Below are 17,641 nucleotides of genomic sequence, written 5' to 3' on the forward strand. Positions count from 1 at the left end.
AATGTAAAATTTAAAGTTCTATGTTATATCAAAATTATTGGAAATTAACTGTCAGCCCAAATAAGCTTGTATTTCCGGCCAATGTATATCTGGAATACGAATAATTGAATTTCAATTTATTTAATTTAAGTCCAAATCCCAATGAAACTCCTGAGAAATTCCGTTGTTCTACAAGGCGTAATTCCTCTGCTCTTCTAAAATTATATCCCACTCTTAGGTTAAATGCTTTTTTCGGAAAAAGTTCAACACCAACAATTACGTGTCGTAAAGCATTATTTATAAAGGATACTTTTTCTTCGGTGGATTCTCCGTCAAATGAAGATTCTGCTCTGGCTGGATTTGAAAAAGCAATATTCCACTGCTGTAAATTTTCTAATGTAAGATGCCACCGAATAGGAACATTTTCCAATTCCTGTGAAACTCCAGCGATGATTTCAAGCGGCAGTTTCTCATTCGTACCATTATAAGTTGAAAATTGCGTTCCTATATTTCGAATAGCCAAAGCCCAATTTACGTCGTTTCTTTCATCGATAAATAAAGCGCCAATATCAAGCGCTCCGCCAAAAGAATGATAGGTTTCTAAACTAGAAGAAATCAGTTTTGCACTGGCTCCAATGTGAATAGTGGTGTACGGAATATTGTAAGCATACCCAAAAGAAAGGGCTATTTCACTTCCTGTAAACTCTGATGTAGGTTGACCGTTTTCATCAAAGCCTTCAAAATTACCATAGTTTACATAATTTACACCAGCCTGAAAAGTTTGCAAATGCTGGTCGTATCTATAGGCGTAAGAAGCCGTTCCGTAAGTAACTTCTTTATAATAACTACCATAATTTAAAGCCAGATGATTGTCCATTTCTGCATTTATGGTTGCCGGATTAAAATGAACCTGATTGACGTCATCATCATAAATCGTAATTACTTTTCCTCCCAAAGCTGCCTGTCTTGGAGAAGTGACCAGGTTCAAAAACTGATACGTATACTTTCCCCCTATCTGACTGTGTGAAACAGCGCAAATCATAAGGAAACAGTATACTATAAGTTTTTTTAGCATGCTTTAAACTGCAGTTGGTGTAAATAAAAACGCAACTGCGAAGATAAAATTATAAATAGAATAAATGGCAACTTTAAAACTGGTAATTGCAAATAAAAAATCCAAACTCCATGTCTTGAAAATCAAGTTTTGGAATTTGGATTTTTTGTATTTAGGAGTTGTAACTTATTACAAATCCTTGGCGTTTTTTACATTTTGATCGGTCAAAGCAAATTTTAATACTTCGCTCATTTCTTTTACATAGTGAAAAGAAAGTCCTTCCAAATATTCAGGTTTTATTTCATCAATATCACTCTTGTTTTCGTGACACAGAATAATTTCTTTGATATTTGCTCGTTTTGCTGCCAATATTTTTTCTTTGATTCCTCCTACTGGCAAGACTTTTCCACGTAACGTGATTTCCCCTGTCATAGCTAAGTTTTTCTTCACACGTTTTTGTGTAAACAATGAAACTAATGACGTCAACATCGCAATTCCGGCACTTGGTCCGTCTTTTGGCGTGGCTCCTTCCGGAACGTGCAAGTGAATATTATATTTAGAAAGTATTTCTGAATCCAATCCTAAAAGTTTCGCGTTTGCCTTAATATATTCTAAAGCAATTGTAGCAGATTCTTTCATGACCGTACCTAAGTTTCCGGTAATAGTCATGGTTCCTTTTCCAGGAGAAAGTAACGATTCGATAAACAGAATATCACCCCCAACAGAGGTCCAAGCCAAACCAGTTACCACACCGGCAACATCATTGTTCTCGTATTTGTCTCTTTCTAATCTTGGAACACCGAGTGTTTTAATAATATTTTCATCTGTGACTTTTTTGTTATACTCCTCTTCCATCGCAACTGATTTGGCTGCGTTACGGATTACTTGAGCAATTTTAGCTTCTAAACCACGAACACCAGATTCACGTGTATACCCTTCTACGATTTTCTCCAATTGTTTTTTTCCTATGGTCAAATCTTTGGAAGTCAAACCATGCTCTTTCAACTGTCTTGGAAACAAATGCTGACGCGCTATTTCGACCTTTTCTTCAATTGTGTAACCTGACATTTTGATGATTTCCATTCTGTCTTTCAACGCAGGTTGAATCGCAGCCATATTATTGGAAGTCGCAATGAACATCACTTTAGACAAATCATATCCCATTTCAAGGAAATTATCATAAAAAGAATTGTTTTGCTCCGGATCTAAAACCTCCAATAATGCAGATGAAGGATCACCTTGATTACTGTTGGATAGCTTATCGATTTCATCCAAAACAAAAACTGGATTTGAGGTTCCCGCTTTTTTCAAACTTTGAATGATTCGTCCTGGCATCGCACCAATATAGGTTTTTCTGTGTCCGCGAATTTCCGCTTCATCACGCAATCCACCAAGGGAAATTCTAACGTATTTTCTACCCAAAGCTTCTGCAATCGAACGTCCAATTGAAGTTTTACCCACTCCCGGAGGTCCTGTCAAACAAATAATCGGGGATTTCATATCATTTCGCAATTTTAAAACTGCCAAATGTTCAATCATTCTTTTCTTAACATCTTCCAATCCAAAATGATCTCTGTCCAATATTTTCTGAGCTCTTTTTAAATCGAAATTATCTTTTGAATATTCGTTCCAAGGCAATTCCAGGAACAATTCTAAATAATTTCTTTGAATTCCGAAGTCGGGCGCTTGTGGATTCATGCGACGCATTTTAGATAATTCTTTATCGAAATGCTTTTTGGTTTTTTCATCCCATTTTTTCGTCAAAGACTTCTGCAACATTTCGTCCATTTCCTCTTCTTGCGAAACGCCACCCAATTCTTCTTGAATGGTTTTCATTTGTTGGTGAAGAAAATATTCGCGTTGTTGTTGGTCTAAATCAAAACGCACTTTGGACTGAATATCATTTTTTAATTCAAGTTTTTGCAACTCGATATTCATATAACGAAGCGTCTCTAAAGCCCTCCCTTTTAATTCATTAATAGCCAACAAGTCTTGTTTCTCTTTAACAATCAGGTTCATGTTAGAAGTCACAAAATTGACCAAAAATGATTGACTTTCAATATTTTTGATGGCAAAAGTCGCTTCACTGGGAATATTTGGACTTTCCTTGATAATCTGAATGGCTAATTCTTTGATTGAATCAAGAATCGCGACAAATTCAGTATCATTTTTCTTAGGTCTTTTCTCAGGAACTTCCTTAATTTTTGCTGTGATGTATGGCGTTTCATCAATAACAGCATCAATTTCGAAACGCTTTTTACCTTGAAGAATTACCGTTACATTCCCATCAGGCATTTTTAATACACGCAAAATACGGGCTACGGTACCTATTTTATGAATATCATCTTTAGTTGGATCTTCATCTTCTTCATTGATCTGAGCAACAACTCCAATCGTTTTTCCAGCGGCATTGGCGTCATTAATCAATTTTATCGATTTGTCACGTCCCGCGGTAATCGGTATTACAACTCCAGGAAATAAAACCATATTTCGTAAAGGCAGAATTGCCAATAATTCCGGTAATGCTTCATTATTCATTTCCTCCTCATCTTCAGGAGTCAAAAGTGGAATTAAATCTGCTTCAGAATCAAATTCCTGAAGTGACAGATTGTCAATAGTAAGTATTTTATGATTTGACATATATTATTTAAGTCTTTTTGTCATTAAAAAATTCATTCTTTAAGCAAATATAAGGTTTCAAAATAATCTTTTTATATAAAAGCGATGTTTAATCCTCAAAATTTGCATAACGGTAAAAGAGTCAATCTTTGTGCCAAAAGAAACTATCTTTATCCTATTTTTCATCAGAAAGTAAAAATGCTGACCATTAAAACAGCAACAAATTAATCACTGCAGGAGCAATCAAATGAAAATTTTAGTTTTATTTTTATAAAAGTGTAACAAAGAAAAAATTAACAAGTCCTTACTATTAAATTACTAGCAGCTGTTTGAATGTAAATCAACATAATATCGAAGAATTGATTTTGCTCTGCAAGCAAAAAAATCAAAAAGCACAATGCGAAATTTACAATCGCTATGCAAAAGCCATGTATAATGTCTCGCATAGAATCGTAAAAGACAGCCATTTTGCCGAGGATGTAATGCAGGAAAGTTTCTTAAAAGCATTCACGCGAATAGATGACTACAAGCAAGAAGTTGCTTTTGGCGCTTGGCTAAAAAGAATTGTGGTGAATTGCAGTATTGATTTTTATAAAAAGAACAACCAATTCAAACCAGAAGATTTTGATGCGACACTTTATAAAATCGAAGAAACAGAAAATGGCATTTTAGAAAGCACTTCTTTCAAAGATTTAAAAGTAAAACAAATTCTAGACACCATCACTTCATTGAAATATAATTACAGAATGGTTTTAACACTATTTTTCATTGAAGGATACGACCAGGAAGAAATTAGCGAAATTTTGAATATCAGTTATGCCAATTGCAGAACTACACTGAGCAGAGCCAAAGATTGTTTGCGAAAAAAACTAGAGGAAATATGAAAAAGGAAAATAAAAAACTAGACCAATTATTTGAAAAATTTGAAAATCAATGGGATGTCGAGTCTCCTGAAAGTAATCATGAGCAACGATTTGAACAAAAATTAAAATCTAAGAAATCGAATTGGAAACGTTTTGTTTCTATTGGAATCGCTGCTTCTATAGGACTTATATTAGGACTTTCAATTTTCAATACTACTCCTAAAAAAACTGAGGAATTACAATTTGCATCAAAAGAAACGAAACAAACGGATTCGATTTTTACTATTTTAATCGAAAAGGAATTAGAAAAAATAAAAGAAAAAAAATCACCTGAAAACGAAAAAATCATCGCTGATGCACTCAAACAAATGCGAACATTGGACAATGATTACGACAAAATAATTAAGGAACTCGAAACCAATGGAGAAAGTAAACAGATTATTTATGCAATGATCAGCAATCTTCAGACGCGGATTTCTTTTTTGCAAAGCGTACTGCAACATATTGAAAATAAGGAACAAAAAACAAACATAGCTGATGAAAAAACAATGTAAAATACTGATTTTATTTATTTTAATTCCATTTTTGGGACATGCAATTGACAATGACTTCCTGCATTTGAAAGAAAAAAATATTAAAAAAGCGTATTATGTCAATCCTAACGCAACGCTTTCGATTGACAATTCGTACGGCACTATTTCAGTAACCACTTGGAACGAAGATAAAATTGAACTTGACATAAGTATCAAAGTTAGCGGTGATAATGAAAATTGGGTCAACCAGCGTATTGAAACCATCGCTGTTGATATAGTCGCTTTGAAAGGAATGATTTCTGCCAAAACAATTCTAGGAAATTCCAATTACAAAGGTCACGGTAAAAACAATAATTTTGAAATAAATTACACCCTCAAAATTCCAAAAAATGGAAGTGTAAAACTCAATAACAAATACGGCAATATCAGCACCTCTGATTTATACGCAGAAGCGGATATCAAATGTAAATATGGAAAGGTAATCTTGGGGAGATTGTATGGAAACAGTACACTTGAAATGGAATATTGCTCTAATTCGAGCATTGCATTTCTAAAAAATGGAATGGTAACAGCAAAATATTCGAATCTAAAAATTGGTGAGGTAACTAAGTTAGATTTAATTTCTGATTACACGGATATCGAAATTGAGCAAAGTGATGCCATTAAATACAACAGTAAATATGGGAAAATCAGAATTCAAAATGTAAAAACCTTAGACGCATCAGGAAATTATTTGACAATAAAAATTGGAGAAGTGTTTGATTATTTAAAACTGAACACAAAATACAGTTCTTTAGCCATTCAATCGATTAATGCAAAGGCAAATTCGGTTACTGTAGTCGCCGGATATACTGGAATCAATATTGGATACCACACTAATTTTGCTTTTGATTTTAATGTTCTTTTAAAATATGCAAACTTTAAATATGACTCTGATTTAGAAATTGATTCTAAAGAAGAAGTGTCAAATTCAAAAAAATATAGTGGTTTTCACAAGAAAAAAGGACTTAACAATTTGAATATAATTTCAGATTATGGAAACGTAATATTAACTAAAAACCAATAACCTAAAAACAAAACTTATGAAAAAATCAATTCAATTATTTGTCAGTTGCGCAATATTAATCACATCGATGGCTCAAGCGCAATGGTCCTCTAAAGCTAAAATAACTGGTAATGGCACTGTTATATCAGAAAAAAGAACGACATCTTCGTATGATGAAATTGCTGTAATAGGCTTTTTTGATGTGGAATTAGTTTCAGGAAATGAAGGAAACATAATTGTAAAAGGAGAAGAAAATTTACTTCCATACATCAAAATTGAAGTTGCGAATCAAGTTTTGAAAATTTATTCAGAAAAGAACAAATACATTAGTAGCAGCAAAGGAAAACAAATTATTATAACTGTTCCTTTCGAAAGTATTAATCAAGTTTCTTTGACCGGTTCCGGAGATGTGTTGACTAAAAATCGCATCCAATCAAAATCATTTTCAGCTAAACTAATTGGCTCAGGCGACATGAATTTAGAAGTAGAAGCAAACGATCTTGACGCCAATTTAAATGGTTCCGGAGACTTAAAATTAACCGGAATAACGGTAAATTTAAACAGTAATTTAAACGGATCAGGCGATATAGATGCCGCAAATTTAAAAGCTAAAAACGTAACAGCAACCGTTTCTGGATCAGGAGATAATACTGTTTTCTGCAGTGAAAGCCTTCATGCCAGAGTTTCAGGTTCGGGAGATATTGAATACAAAGGCAATCCAAAGAAAAAAGATACCAAAGTGACTGGATCAGGGAATATTTCAAAGTCTTAACTTCGAATTTAGCATTATACAATAAGGTGTTTTATTAATTTAAAACGCCTTTTTTTGGCACTCTTTTCAGCAAGAGAATGGCTATTACAAAAAATACTCCCAGAAATACGATGGCAAGTCTCGGGCTGCCAGTAATCTGATCGATAATTCCGTAAACTAACATTCCAATTACGATTCCAATTTTTTCAGCAACATCATAAAAACTAAAAAAAGAAGCTGTATCCTGCGTTTCTGGCAATAATTTAGAATAAGTAGAACGCGATAAAGCCTGAATTCCTCCCATCACCAAACCTGCAATTGACGCCATTACATAAAAATGTATGGGTAAAGTGATAAAAAATGCAAGTGCACAAAAAACTGCCCAAATACAATTAATGAAAATCAAAGTTGGAATATTACCAAATTTTTCTGAGGCTTTGGAAGTTAGAACTGCACCAAGAACAGCTACTAATTGAATGATTAATATACAAATAATTAAACCCGTTGTACTTTCCGCTTTAGAAGACCAAGCAATTTCTTGTGCTCCAAAATAAGTGGCGACAAGCATTACAGTTTGCACTGCCATACTCGAAACAAAAAATCCTCCTAAATATCGTTTTAATGCAATGTTTTCATTTAATAAAAACCATACTTTTTTTAACTCTTTAAAACCATTCAATACAACATGGTGCGTTACTTTGCTGTTTGCGTTTTTATTTCCTTTCGGTAAAAAATAATACGTGTACTGACTGAATAAAACCCACCAAACACCAACCATTACAAAGGAATATCGCATGGCTTTCATAGCTGCTTCACCATCAGTTCCAGAAATCCCAAAAATTTTTGGCTTCATAATCATCGCTAAATTGATAATCAATAAAAGGACACTTCCAATATATCCTAACGAATACCCTTTGGCACTAACTTTATCTTGTTGCTCTACAAAAGCTATATCTGGTAGATAGGAATTATAAAAAACTAAACTGCCCCAATATCCAATCAATCCTAGGAAATAAAATGCTAAACCAAGGTATATATTTTCAAGGTTGAACCAATACAATCCCATACATGATAATGCTCCCAAATAGCAAAAGAATTTCATAAATGATTTTTTATCTCCAACATAATCAGCAATACCAGATAATAGTGGAGAAATAAAAGCGACCAATAAAAATGCAAAAGAAGTAACAAAACTGATTAAAGCTGAATTTTTAAGATGTAAACCAAAAACATCAATATAATGATCTCGCTCAGAAAACAAGGTTTCATAATAAATTGGAAAAACAGCAGATGCGATGGTAAGCGTATAAACAGAATTAGCCCAATCATAAAAAGCCCAAGCATTTAATAATTTTTTACTTCCTTTTTCTAAATCTGCCATGTTTACTTTATTTATGTTGCGAATTTATTTAATTTTTATTGATAAAATCCAAAAAACAGCTTTATTTGATATTAACAAATTGCGTCATAATTGCAATGTATTTAAAAGTCGCAAAATAGTATAACAAAAAAAGGCTACTCTCACTTGAGAATAGCCTTTTTAAATGTTCGATAAAGAACACTATGATTTCAAATTGTTACTTGTAGATAATACCCACTTTGGTTGCTAAAGCTTTAGCTTCCGGGATCAATGCTTTCAAATTTGCAATTCTAGTCGCATCAGACGGGTGCGTACTCATAAATTCCGGCGGTGCTTGACCTGAAGATTTTTCAGCCATTCTAGACCAGAAAGTTATAGATTCCTCCGGATTATAACCTGCAATAGCCATTAAAGTAAGACCAATTTTATCTGCTTCCGTCTCGTGATTTCTACTAAAAGGAAGCATAACACCAAACTGAGATCCTAATCCATACGCTTGGCCCCATATTTGTTGTGTTTGTTCACTTTTACCTCCAGTTGCTACAGCAACTCCTACAGCTCCTAATTGTTGCAATTGAGACGCACTCATACGTTGAGCTCCATGATTTGCTAAGGCGTGAGAAACTTCATGTCCCATTACAGTTGCTAAACCTGAATCATTAAGTGTTACTGGTAAAATTCCGGAATAAACGACAATTTTCCCTCCTGGCATGCACCAAGCGTTCACTTCTTTATTGTCAATTAATTTGTATTCCCAACGGTATTCAGTCAAATATTGTGATTGCCCTAAATAAATTAAATATTTTTCTGCAGCAGCCTTAATTCGCATTCCAACTGCTTCAACTTTTCTAGCATCTGCAGTTCCGGTAATTACTTTATTTTCCTTTAAAAAAGTACCATATTGTTGAAAAGATGTTGGAAACAATTCACTGTTAGAAACAAAATTTAAACTTTTTTTCCCTGTAATTGGATTAGTAGCACAAGAATAAACCAATCCTGCCGCAAAAATCCCTATTAATAAATGCTTTTTCATAATTTTAAATATTAAATATTTAACAAAAATACAATTATTATAAACATTTAAATTTACATAATTAATTGTATAAGTATCAACTTTTTTTGTTATTCCCCAATGATATGAAAAGTTGTAAACTCCTTATCTACAATTAAATAATTTTCATTTTCTAAAGTAAAACTGTCAAATAGGACTTCTACATTATCAATTTCGATCATTTTAACTTTAAATGGCAGACCAATAAGATTTATTTTGTACTTAGAATAATTCGTATCGTATTTTCCTTCTTTATGCAGTTGGATAATCAATTCTTTCTCTTTACCGGTTGTTTGAAACGATAAGAAGCTGTATCTCCCTTTTTTATAATCATAACCATCTTGAGCATCCTCATACACCACTGATTTTTCTTTACCTTCTTTATAATAAATATCTAAAGTGAGTTCATCAAATTCTAACTCACCTACATATTGTTGCACTGGATATTTAGGAATAATTGCTCCCGCTTTTACAAAAATTGGAATCTGATCAAATTTAGTATCCACCCAAATTTCTTTACCTCCTTTTACTTCTTCATTCGTCCAATAATTATACCATTGTCCACGTGGAATATACATTCTTCGACCCAAAGAATTTGGTTCTAAAATAGGACAAACTAATATTTGATTTCCAAAAACAAATTCATCATTTCTGTAATGTGTTTGAATATCTTCCTGATCATAATAGACCAATGGTTTGAGCATAGGAATTCCTTCCTCAATATACTGCCAAAACATGGTATATAAATAAGGTAATAATTGATATCTCAAATTGACAAATTTTCTGGTGATATCAATAACTTCTTCGTCAAATGCCCATGGCTCCTGATCTCCATGATCTCCGGAAGAGTGTGTTCTGCAAAATGGATGAAAAACGCCCAATTGAATCCAGCGTGCATATAGCTCGCCTGAAGGTTGCTCTGCAAATCCACCAATATCAGATCCTGTGAAACCCATTCCCGAAATTGACATGCGTTGTACCTGAATATTTGCTATCCACAAATGTTCCCAAGTGGCCACATTATCTCCGGTCCAGGACGATGTGTACCGCTGCGCGCCTGCATACGCTGATCTTGTTATTACAAAAGGTCTTTTTGGGTACGCAAAACGTTTCACACCGTGGTAAGTAGCTCTAGCCATTTGTGTGCCGTAAATATTGTGCGCTTTTCTATGACTGCAAGGATTTCCATCATAATCGTGACGTACATCCATAGGAAACGTTTTATTAGGAACCTCCATAACGGCAGGTTCGTTCATGTCATTCCACACTCCTTTTACTCCAATTTCCGAAATTAATTCTTTGAACAATCCAGCCCACCATTCTCTTACCGCAGGATTTGTATAATCCGGGAAGTTACATTCTCCCGGCCAAACTTTCCCTTTCATGTATGGACCATCTGCTCTTTTACAGAAATAATCTTTTTCTAAAGCTTCTTTATAAATTGAATATTCTTTGTCAATCTTGATTCCCGGATCGATAATTACCACTGTTTTGAAACCATCTTCGGCTAGTTCAGCGACCATTCTTTTTGGGTCTGGGAAATATTCTTTGTTCCAAGTGAAACATCTAAAACCTTCCATATAATCAATATCCAAATAAAGCGCATCGCAAGGAATTTTTAATTCCCTGAATTTGGCGGCAACTTCTTTTAAATTACTTTCTGGATAGTAACTCCATTTACATTGGTGATATCCAAGTGCCCAAAGCGGCGGTAGCTCTGGTTTACCCGTTAGATGAGTATAGGTTGTAACGACATCTTGCATTTCAGGCCCATAAATGAAGTAGTAATTCATCTCACCTCCTTCAGCCCAGAAGCTCGTTACATTTCTTCTTTCGTGACAAAAATCAAAATAGGTCCTGAATGTATTATCAAAGAAAATCCCGTAAGATTTTTTGTTGTGAAGTCCTATATAAAACGGAACTACTTTGTATAATGGTTCTTGGTCTTTTTGAAAAGCATATTGATCTGTAGCAAAATTTTCCAGTCTCTTACCTTTAAGATTCAGTTGAGTTGCTTTATCGCCAAGTCCGTAAAAACATTCTCCATCTTTGGAAGCTTTACTCATTTTTACGATATTTCCACCATATTCATAGCTTTCTTCCCAATGAAATCCCAACTCATCTTCTAAAATAATAGTGTCCTCTAAATCAAAAATAGACAATCTCATGTCATTTTTTTGAATCCTGCACTTTACCTTACTGGTTTTAATCTGATAATAATCTTCTACTTCTGAAACTTCCAGATGATTATATCCATGGGAATGATTTTTATCTATTGCATAAGAAAAATCATTACTGAAATACCCTTTTGTTGTAAATCTAAATCGGATTAAACTGTCTCTTAATACCGTTACTTTTAATATGACACTATTATCAGTGTGGAAACTTATGGAATCGACTTCATGTTCAAAAGAGACTATTTTTGTGGGATATAAATCTCCTTTGTATTCTAATTCTGTATTTGTAATCATGTTTTATGGTATTAATTTTAATCTTTTTCTAGAATTCAAACTTACAAAAATACTTTGTAAACTGTTAAATATGTGTGTTTTATTCACGATAACGTTGTAGTTTGTTTCAATGTAACAATCAACTAGATGTAATAATGGTTTCCATTATAAATGAAAACCATTAGTTATGCTTATCTTTAAAAGAACAATTTTACGCTTATGAAATTTTAAAAACAGTAACACTTAAAGGTGGCAAAAGTAATTCTGTTGAATAATCTCTTCCATCATAAGGCATGGACTCAATTGCTATTTTTTTTGCGTTTGAAACTCCGCTTCCTCCATAATTTGAAGAGTCACTATTGAAAATTTCTGTCAATTTACCTTTTTTGGGCAAACCAATTCGATAATTAGGTCGCACTACTTGCGTAAAATTGCAAATTATAATGACGTCATCTTTTGGATTATTTCCTTTTCGGATGAAAGACATTACCGCATTTTGATGATCGGAATAATTAATCCATTCAAAACCTTCCGCACTGAATTGTTTTTCATGCAAGGCAGGCTGGGTTTTATATAATTTGTTTAAATCCGTAATCAATTTTTTGACACCGGCATGAAACGGATATTGCAACAAATGCCAATCTAAACTTCCTTCAAAATTCCACTCGTTACTTTGTCCAAATTCACTTCCCATAAACAATAATTTTGTCCCGGGATGCATAAACATATAGCCATAGAGTAATCGTAGATTCGCAAATTTTTGCCATTCATCTCCAGGCATTCTTCCTGCAATGGATTTTTTTCCGTAAACCACTTCATCGTGAGAAAGCGGTAACATAAAATTTTCCGAAAACGTATAGGTCATCGAGAATGTCAAATCATTTTGATGGTACTTTCTATATACGGTGTCTTTTTGAAAATACTCTAACGTATCATGCATCCAACCCATCATCCATTTCATTCCAAAACCTAAACCACCAATTGATGTTGGTCTCGAAACCATAGGAAACGATGTGCTTTCTTCAGCAATGGTTTGAACGCCTTCAAAATTAGAATAAACGGCTTCATTGAATTCTTTCAGAAAACTAATCGTGTCCAGATTCTCTCTTCCACCGTAAATATTTGGTTCCCACTCGCCATCATTTCTGGAATAATCCAAATACAGCATTGAGGCAACAGCATCTACGCGCAATGCATCGGCGTGATAATGATGCAGCCAAAATAAAGCATTACTTATCAGAAAGGAACGAACTTCATTTCGTCCATAATTGAAAACTAAACTTTTCCAATCCGGATGATACCCTTTTCTGCGATCGGGATGTTCAAAGAGATTCGATCCATCAAAAAATCCTAATCCATGCGCGTCATCAGGGAAATGAGAAGGAACCCAGTCCAGGATTACTCCAATTCCGGCTTCATGCAATTTATCTACTAAATGCATGAATTCCTGTGGATTCCCAAAACGGGAAGTTGGTGCAAAATAGCCCACTAGTTGGTAACCCCAAGACGGATCGTACGGATATTCCATGATTGGCATGAACTCTACATGCGTAAAGCCGGTTTCTTTTATATAATTTACTAAATCTTCGGCAAATTCAAGATAGGTGAGAAAACGATTATCATTGGCATGACGTTTCCATGATCCTAAATGGACTTCGTAAACTGAGTAAGGCTTGTCAAGACCGTTATGGTTTTGACGGGTTTCCATCCAGTTTTTATCCTTCCATTTATAATCTAAATCCCAAACCACTGAAGCCGTATGTGGAGGTTTTTCGCAGTAAAAAGCAAAAGGATCTGCTTTCTCAGTTACTATACCGCCATTATTAGATTGTATTTTATATTTGTAGGTTGTCCCTTTTTTGACATTTGGAATAAAACCTTCCCAAATTCCGGATGAATCCCAACGAACTTCTAACAAATGTTCGCCTTGTGTCCAAAAGTTGAAATCCCCAACTACCGATACCGAATGTGCCGTAGGAGCCCAAACTGCAAAATAAACGCCGTCAACTCCGTCAACTGAAATAAGATGTGCTCCAAGTTTTTCGTAGAGTCGGAAATGTTTTCCTGCTTTAAATAAATCAATATCAAAATCGGTAAAAAGGGAATGCGAGATAACTTTACTCATATAATAATTGTATAATTCTACCTTTTAGAAATAGAATATTATTTTTAAGAAAAAACAGTTTAAAAGTTTACTTTATAATGTAATTATCCGGTATAACTGCACCTTTTTTGATAACAACAATTCCGTCTTTTATGGCATACAACTCATTTGAGAAATCTTCTAAATGACTGCCTCCACTGATGTAAACATCATTCCCAATTCGACAGTTTTTATCCACTAGAGCATTGCTTATAAAACATCTTTCTCCAATTCCCACTAGTTGTTTCCCGGTTTTAAGATCTTCATTCATATCATCTATATTCTGATAAAAATCATTCCCCATTACATAACAATTCTGAATGATTGTTCCTTCACCAATTCTTGATCTAATTCCAATCACAGATCGATTTATTTCTTTTGCATTTAAAATACAACCTTCCGAAATTAATGATTTATCAATCATTGTTTTTTGGAATTTGGACGGCGGGAGTAATCTAGGTCTGGTAAAAATTTTATTATCGTTATCAAATAAATTAAATTTAGGCAAGTCATCGGTCAATCCAATATTCGCCTCAAAAAAGGAATCAATATTACCAATGTCCGTCCAATATCCTTCATATTGGTAACTTAAAATCTTTTTGTGACCAACGGCTTGCGGAATAATCTCTTTACCAAAATCTTTGGTTTCTTTGTTAGACATGATATCTACCAATAATTTTCTATTGAAAATATAGATTCCCATCGAAGCCAAGTAATTTTTTCCTTCACTTTTCATTTGCTCACTCACATCTGATTCCCAATCTGGCAATAATTCCTTCGCTGGTTTTTCAATGAAAGATTCAATACAACTTTCGGAGTTTGTTTTCAAAATTCCAAATTCAGGTGCATCTTTTGCATTTACGGGTAATGTCGCAATGGTAATATCTGCTTCTCTCTTGATATGTTCTTCTAACATATCGTTGAAATCCATTTGATACAACTGATCTCCGGAAAGTATCAACGCATAATCAAAATCGTGATTCAGGAAATGAGGCATACATTGTCTTACCGCATCAGCCGTTCCCTGAAACCAAGTTGGGTTGTCAGGAGTTTGTTCTGCAGCAAGAATATCAACAAAAGCATGGCTGAAAATACTAAAGTTATAAGTGTTTTTGATGTGAGCATTCAAGGAAGCTGAGTTAAACTGTGTCAATACAAACATTCTATAAATATCTGAATTCATGCAATTTGAAATTGGAATATCAACCAATCTATATTTTCCCCCAATTGGAACAGCTGGTTTTGATCTTGATTCTGTCAACGGATATAATCTGGATCCTTGTCCTCCACCTAAAATTATTGCAATTACATTTTTCTTTTTGGCTTTCATTTCTTGTTAATTATTAGATTGTACATTTCTATATATTCCTGACAAACACGCTCCCAAGAATGGTCCGTGTTCATTCCTATTTTTCTTATTTCATTCAGATGTTTTTTATCATCATATAAATTTACTGCTCGCTGAATCGAGTAACAAATATCACCAACTGTGGCTTGATCATGACAAATCCCATTTCCGTCATCGCCAAAATCAACTACAGTATCCCTTAATCCGCCCGTTCGACGTACAATGGGAATTGTCCCGTAACGCAAGGAATACATTTGGTTCAAACCACAAGGTTCTACTCTGGAAGGCATTAGCAAAAAATCAGAACCAGCATAAATTAAATGCGCTAATTCTTCGTTATAACCAATAAATGTGTTGTAATTTCCTTTGTAATCTTGTAACAAACTATTCAACTGATTTTCTATGGCCGTATTTCCTGAGCCTAAAATCAAAATATTTATTTGCTGATAATTCTCTGATAAGGCTAGAGCGGCGGCATGTGGCAATAAATCGCCTCCTTTTTCCTCTAATAATCTTCCAATGAAACTAAAAAGTGGTTTTGTTGGATCTAAATTAAAAAGGTTACATAATTTATCTTTATTTTCTTGTTTTCCTTTTTCAAAATTTTTAACCGAATAATTTTTTTCCAGCATCGCATCTTTTGCCGGATCCCAAACTTCAATATCAATTCCGTTTAAAATTCCTTTGGATTTATAGCGTACCAAATTAAATAAGGATTCCAATCCATTTGAAGAATAATTGATTTCATTCAGATAACTTGGCGAAACTGTAGTTACAGCCCAAGCACATTTTACGGCTACTGCCAATGAATTAATGCAATTATCCCATTCTAAAACTTTCACATGAGCCAAATCAAATTCTGGTAAATAATATAATTTATCAAAACCAAACTGACCTTGGTACAAACCATTGTGAATGGTAATCATAGACGGTGTATTGCGCAGTTTTTCATATTTATGGCAGTACAACATCATAAATGGAATCAAACCTGTGTGATGATCGTGACAATTGATAACATCTGGAATGTCTTTTCTACCAATTATCCAATCCAAAGCGGCAATTTGGAAAGACAAAAATCGTTCAATATCATCTTTATATCCATAAACATCTTTTCTATCAAACAATTCTGGAATTTCGACCAAATACAATTCAAATCCAAGGTGGTCCGTTTTTTCTTTTAAAATATTGAAAGGAAAATTAAAATTACCCAATTTTACATGACCCCAATGAACACATTCAAAATCATTATCCTTCCTGAATTTGGTGTCGTAACATGGCATAACGACTCTTACTAAATGTCCTGCATTATTTTGATATTTTGGCAAAGCGCCAACAACATCAGCTAAACCTCCTACTTTTGCAACGGGATAACATTCTGCGCTGATATGAAATATTTCCATTTATGAAATTTTGATATTTTTGAGTATTGTAATGCTACTCGATTAATTATTAATATTTCCGTCTTTTATGTTAATACCCATAAAGACCTTATAAAAAATACTACTTTTATGTTTTCTAAATTTAGTAAAAAATTTATAATATAAGAACTCGGTTGAAAATTTATTGAAATGACAAAAAAAACTTCTAATCATACCCAATCATTGAAAATTCCTAAGATTATTTTATTAACCAGTAAATTAATCTCTTTTATTTCTCCAAAACTGATTACATTATTTGCTGCTAAACTCTTTACAACACCTATAAAACATAAAATTCCAAAAAGAGAATTAGAAATGGAGAGAAACAGTCTCCAAAAATTAGTTTCGATTCCTGCAATTGGCAAAGAAGTTGTTGTTTACGAATATGGCAAAAATGAAAAGAAAATTTTATTAGTACACGGTTGGTCAGGTCGAGGAACACAATTATTCAAAATTGCCGATGAATTGCTCAAAGTAGGATATTCAACCGTTAGTTTTGATGCTCCAGCCCATGGAAAATCACCAGGAAAAGATACTATCATGGTCGATTTTATCGCTACAATTTTAGAAATAGAAAAGCAATTTGGTCCCTTCGAAGCTTCAATCGGTCATTCATTGGGTGGAATGTCCGTATTAAATGCAATAAAAAAAGGTTTAAAAGTAAATCATGCTGTGGTTATTGGCAGTGGCGATATCGTTGAAGATATTATAGACGATTTTGTGGCAAAATTAGAATTGAAACCAACTGTTGGCACTCTTTTGCGCTTGCATTTCGAAAAAAAATATGGAGAAAAAATGAATAGTTATTCTGCTTTTCTGGCTGCAAAGGAAACCGCTATTCCAGTTTTAGTAATACATGATAATAATGACCCTGAAGTTCCTGTAAAAGCGGGAATTCATATTCATAAGTATCTAAAAAATGGGGAGCTACTATTAACCGATGGTTTAGGGCATCGCAAAATTCTTGGCAATTCTAAAGTAATCGAAAAAACGGTTCAATTCATTCAAAATAAATAGAATGCAACAT

Annotated in this window: 13 protein-coding genes; 5 read left to right on the forward strand and 8 right to left on the reverse strand. The window is 33.8% G+C overall.

All coding sequences use genetic code 11. From position 1 onward, the window contains the following. Positions 1-34: 34 nt before the first annotated feature. Positions 35-1,054: a type IX secretion system protein PorQ gene (porQ, locus tag AC0J6S_RS13565; RefSeq protein WP_474954295.1), complete on the reverse strand. Its 1,020-nt coding sequence runs from the start codon at positions 1,052-1,054 to the stop codon at positions 35-37. Positions 1,055-1,222: 168 nt separating this feature from the next. Beyond that, positions 1,223-3,673 carry an endopeptidase La gene (gene lon / locus AC0J6S_RS13570; protein ID WP_474954296.1) on the reverse strand — a complete coding sequence of 817 codons (2,451 nt, stop codon included), beginning with the start codon at positions 3,671-3,673 and terminating at the stop codon, positions 1,223-1,225. 308 nt (positions 3,674-3,981) lie between these two features. Here lon and AC0J6S_RS13575 point away from each other — a divergent pair, with 308 nt between their 5' ends. The 4 genes from AC0J6S_RS13575 to AC0J6S_RS13590 are packed head-to-tail and all read left to right on the forward strand — an operon-like array spanning position 3,982 to position 6,865. After that, positions 3,982-4,536, forward strand: coding sequence for an RNA polymerase sigma factor (locus AC0J6S_RS13575; protein ID WP_474954297.1), 555 nt, complete (start codon positions 3,982-3,984; stop codon positions 4,534-4,536). After that, a complete protein-coding gene (locus AC0J6S_RS13580; protein WP_474954298.1) occupies positions 4,533-5,069 on the forward strand; it encodes an anti-sigma factor in 537 nt (178 codons plus the stop codon). Before AC0J6S_RS13575 ends, AC0J6S_RS13580 begins: the two co-directional genes overlap by 4 nt. Then, positions 5,053-6,114 (forward strand): hypothetical protein, encoded by a 1,062-nt coding sequence (locus tag AC0J6S_RS13585; RefSeq protein ID WP_474954299.1) that lies wholly within the window; start codon positions 5,053-5,055, stop codon positions 6,112-6,114. The genes AC0J6S_RS13580 and AC0J6S_RS13585 overlap by 17 nt, the downstream gene beginning before the upstream one ends. A 16-nt stretch (positions 6,115-6,130) precedes the next feature. Further along, positions 6,131-6,865, forward strand: coding sequence for a head GIN domain-containing protein (locus AC0J6S_RS13590; RefSeq protein ID WP_474954300.1), 735 nt, complete (start codon positions 6,131-6,133; stop codon positions 6,863-6,865). A 34-nt stretch (positions 6,866-6,899) separates the two neighbouring features. Here the strand turns inward: AC0J6S_RS13590 and AC0J6S_RS13595 are convergent, their stop codons facing one another. From AC0J6S_RS13595 to AC0J6S_RS13620, 6 genes are all read right to left on the reverse strand, one after another. After that, positions 6,900-8,225: an MFS transporter gene (locus AC0J6S_RS13595; protein ID WP_474954301.1), complete on the reverse strand. Its 1,326-nt coding sequence runs from the start codon at positions 8,223-8,225 to the stop codon at positions 6,900-6,902. 196 nt (positions 8,226-8,421) lie between these two features. Next, positions 8,422-9,237: a M48 family metallopeptidase gene (locus AC0J6S_RS13600; RefSeq protein ID WP_474954302.1), complete on the reverse strand. Its 816-nt coding sequence runs from the start codon at positions 9,235-9,237 to the stop codon at positions 8,422-8,424. Between the two features lie 89 nt (positions 9,238-9,326). Then, positions 9,327-11,726 carry a glycoside hydrolase family 31 protein gene (locus AC0J6S_RS13605; RefSeq protein ID WP_474954303.1) on the reverse strand — a complete coding sequence of 800 codons (2,400 nt, stop codon included), beginning with the start codon at positions 11,724-11,726 and terminating at the stop codon, positions 9,327-9,329. A gap of 196 nt (positions 11,727-11,922) precedes the next feature. After that, positions 11,923-13,830, reverse strand: coding sequence for a 1,4-alpha-glucan branching protein GlgB (gene glgB, locus AC0J6S_RS13610; protein ID WP_474954304.1), 1,908 nt, complete (start codon positions 13,828-13,830; stop codon positions 11,923-11,925). 67 nt (positions 13,831-13,897) lie between these two features. After that, positions 13,898-15,178 (reverse strand): glucose-1-phosphate adenylyltransferase, encoded by a 1,281-nt coding sequence (locus AC0J6S_RS13615; RefSeq protein WP_474954305.1) that lies wholly within the window; start codon positions 15,176-15,178, stop codon positions 13,898-13,900. Beyond that, positions 15,175-16,596, reverse strand: a complete 1,422-nt coding sequence (locus tag AC0J6S_RS13620) for a glycogen synthase (protein WP_474954306.1) — start codon at positions 16,594-16,596, stop codon at positions 15,175-15,177. Before AC0J6S_RS13620 ends, AC0J6S_RS13615 begins: the two co-directional genes overlap by 4 nt. Positions 16,597-16,764: 168 nt before the next feature. Here AC0J6S_RS13620 and AC0J6S_RS13625 point away from each other — a divergent pair, with 168 nt between their 5' ends. Further along, entirely contained in the window at positions 16,765-17,631 is an 867-nt protein-coding gene (locus AC0J6S_RS13625; protein ID WP_474954307.1) for an alpha/beta fold hydrolase, read from the forward strand. The last annotated feature ends 10 nt before the right edge of the window (positions 17,632-17,641 follow it).

The organism is Flavobacterium sp. TS_SC_5 (genome assembly GCF_056156265.1).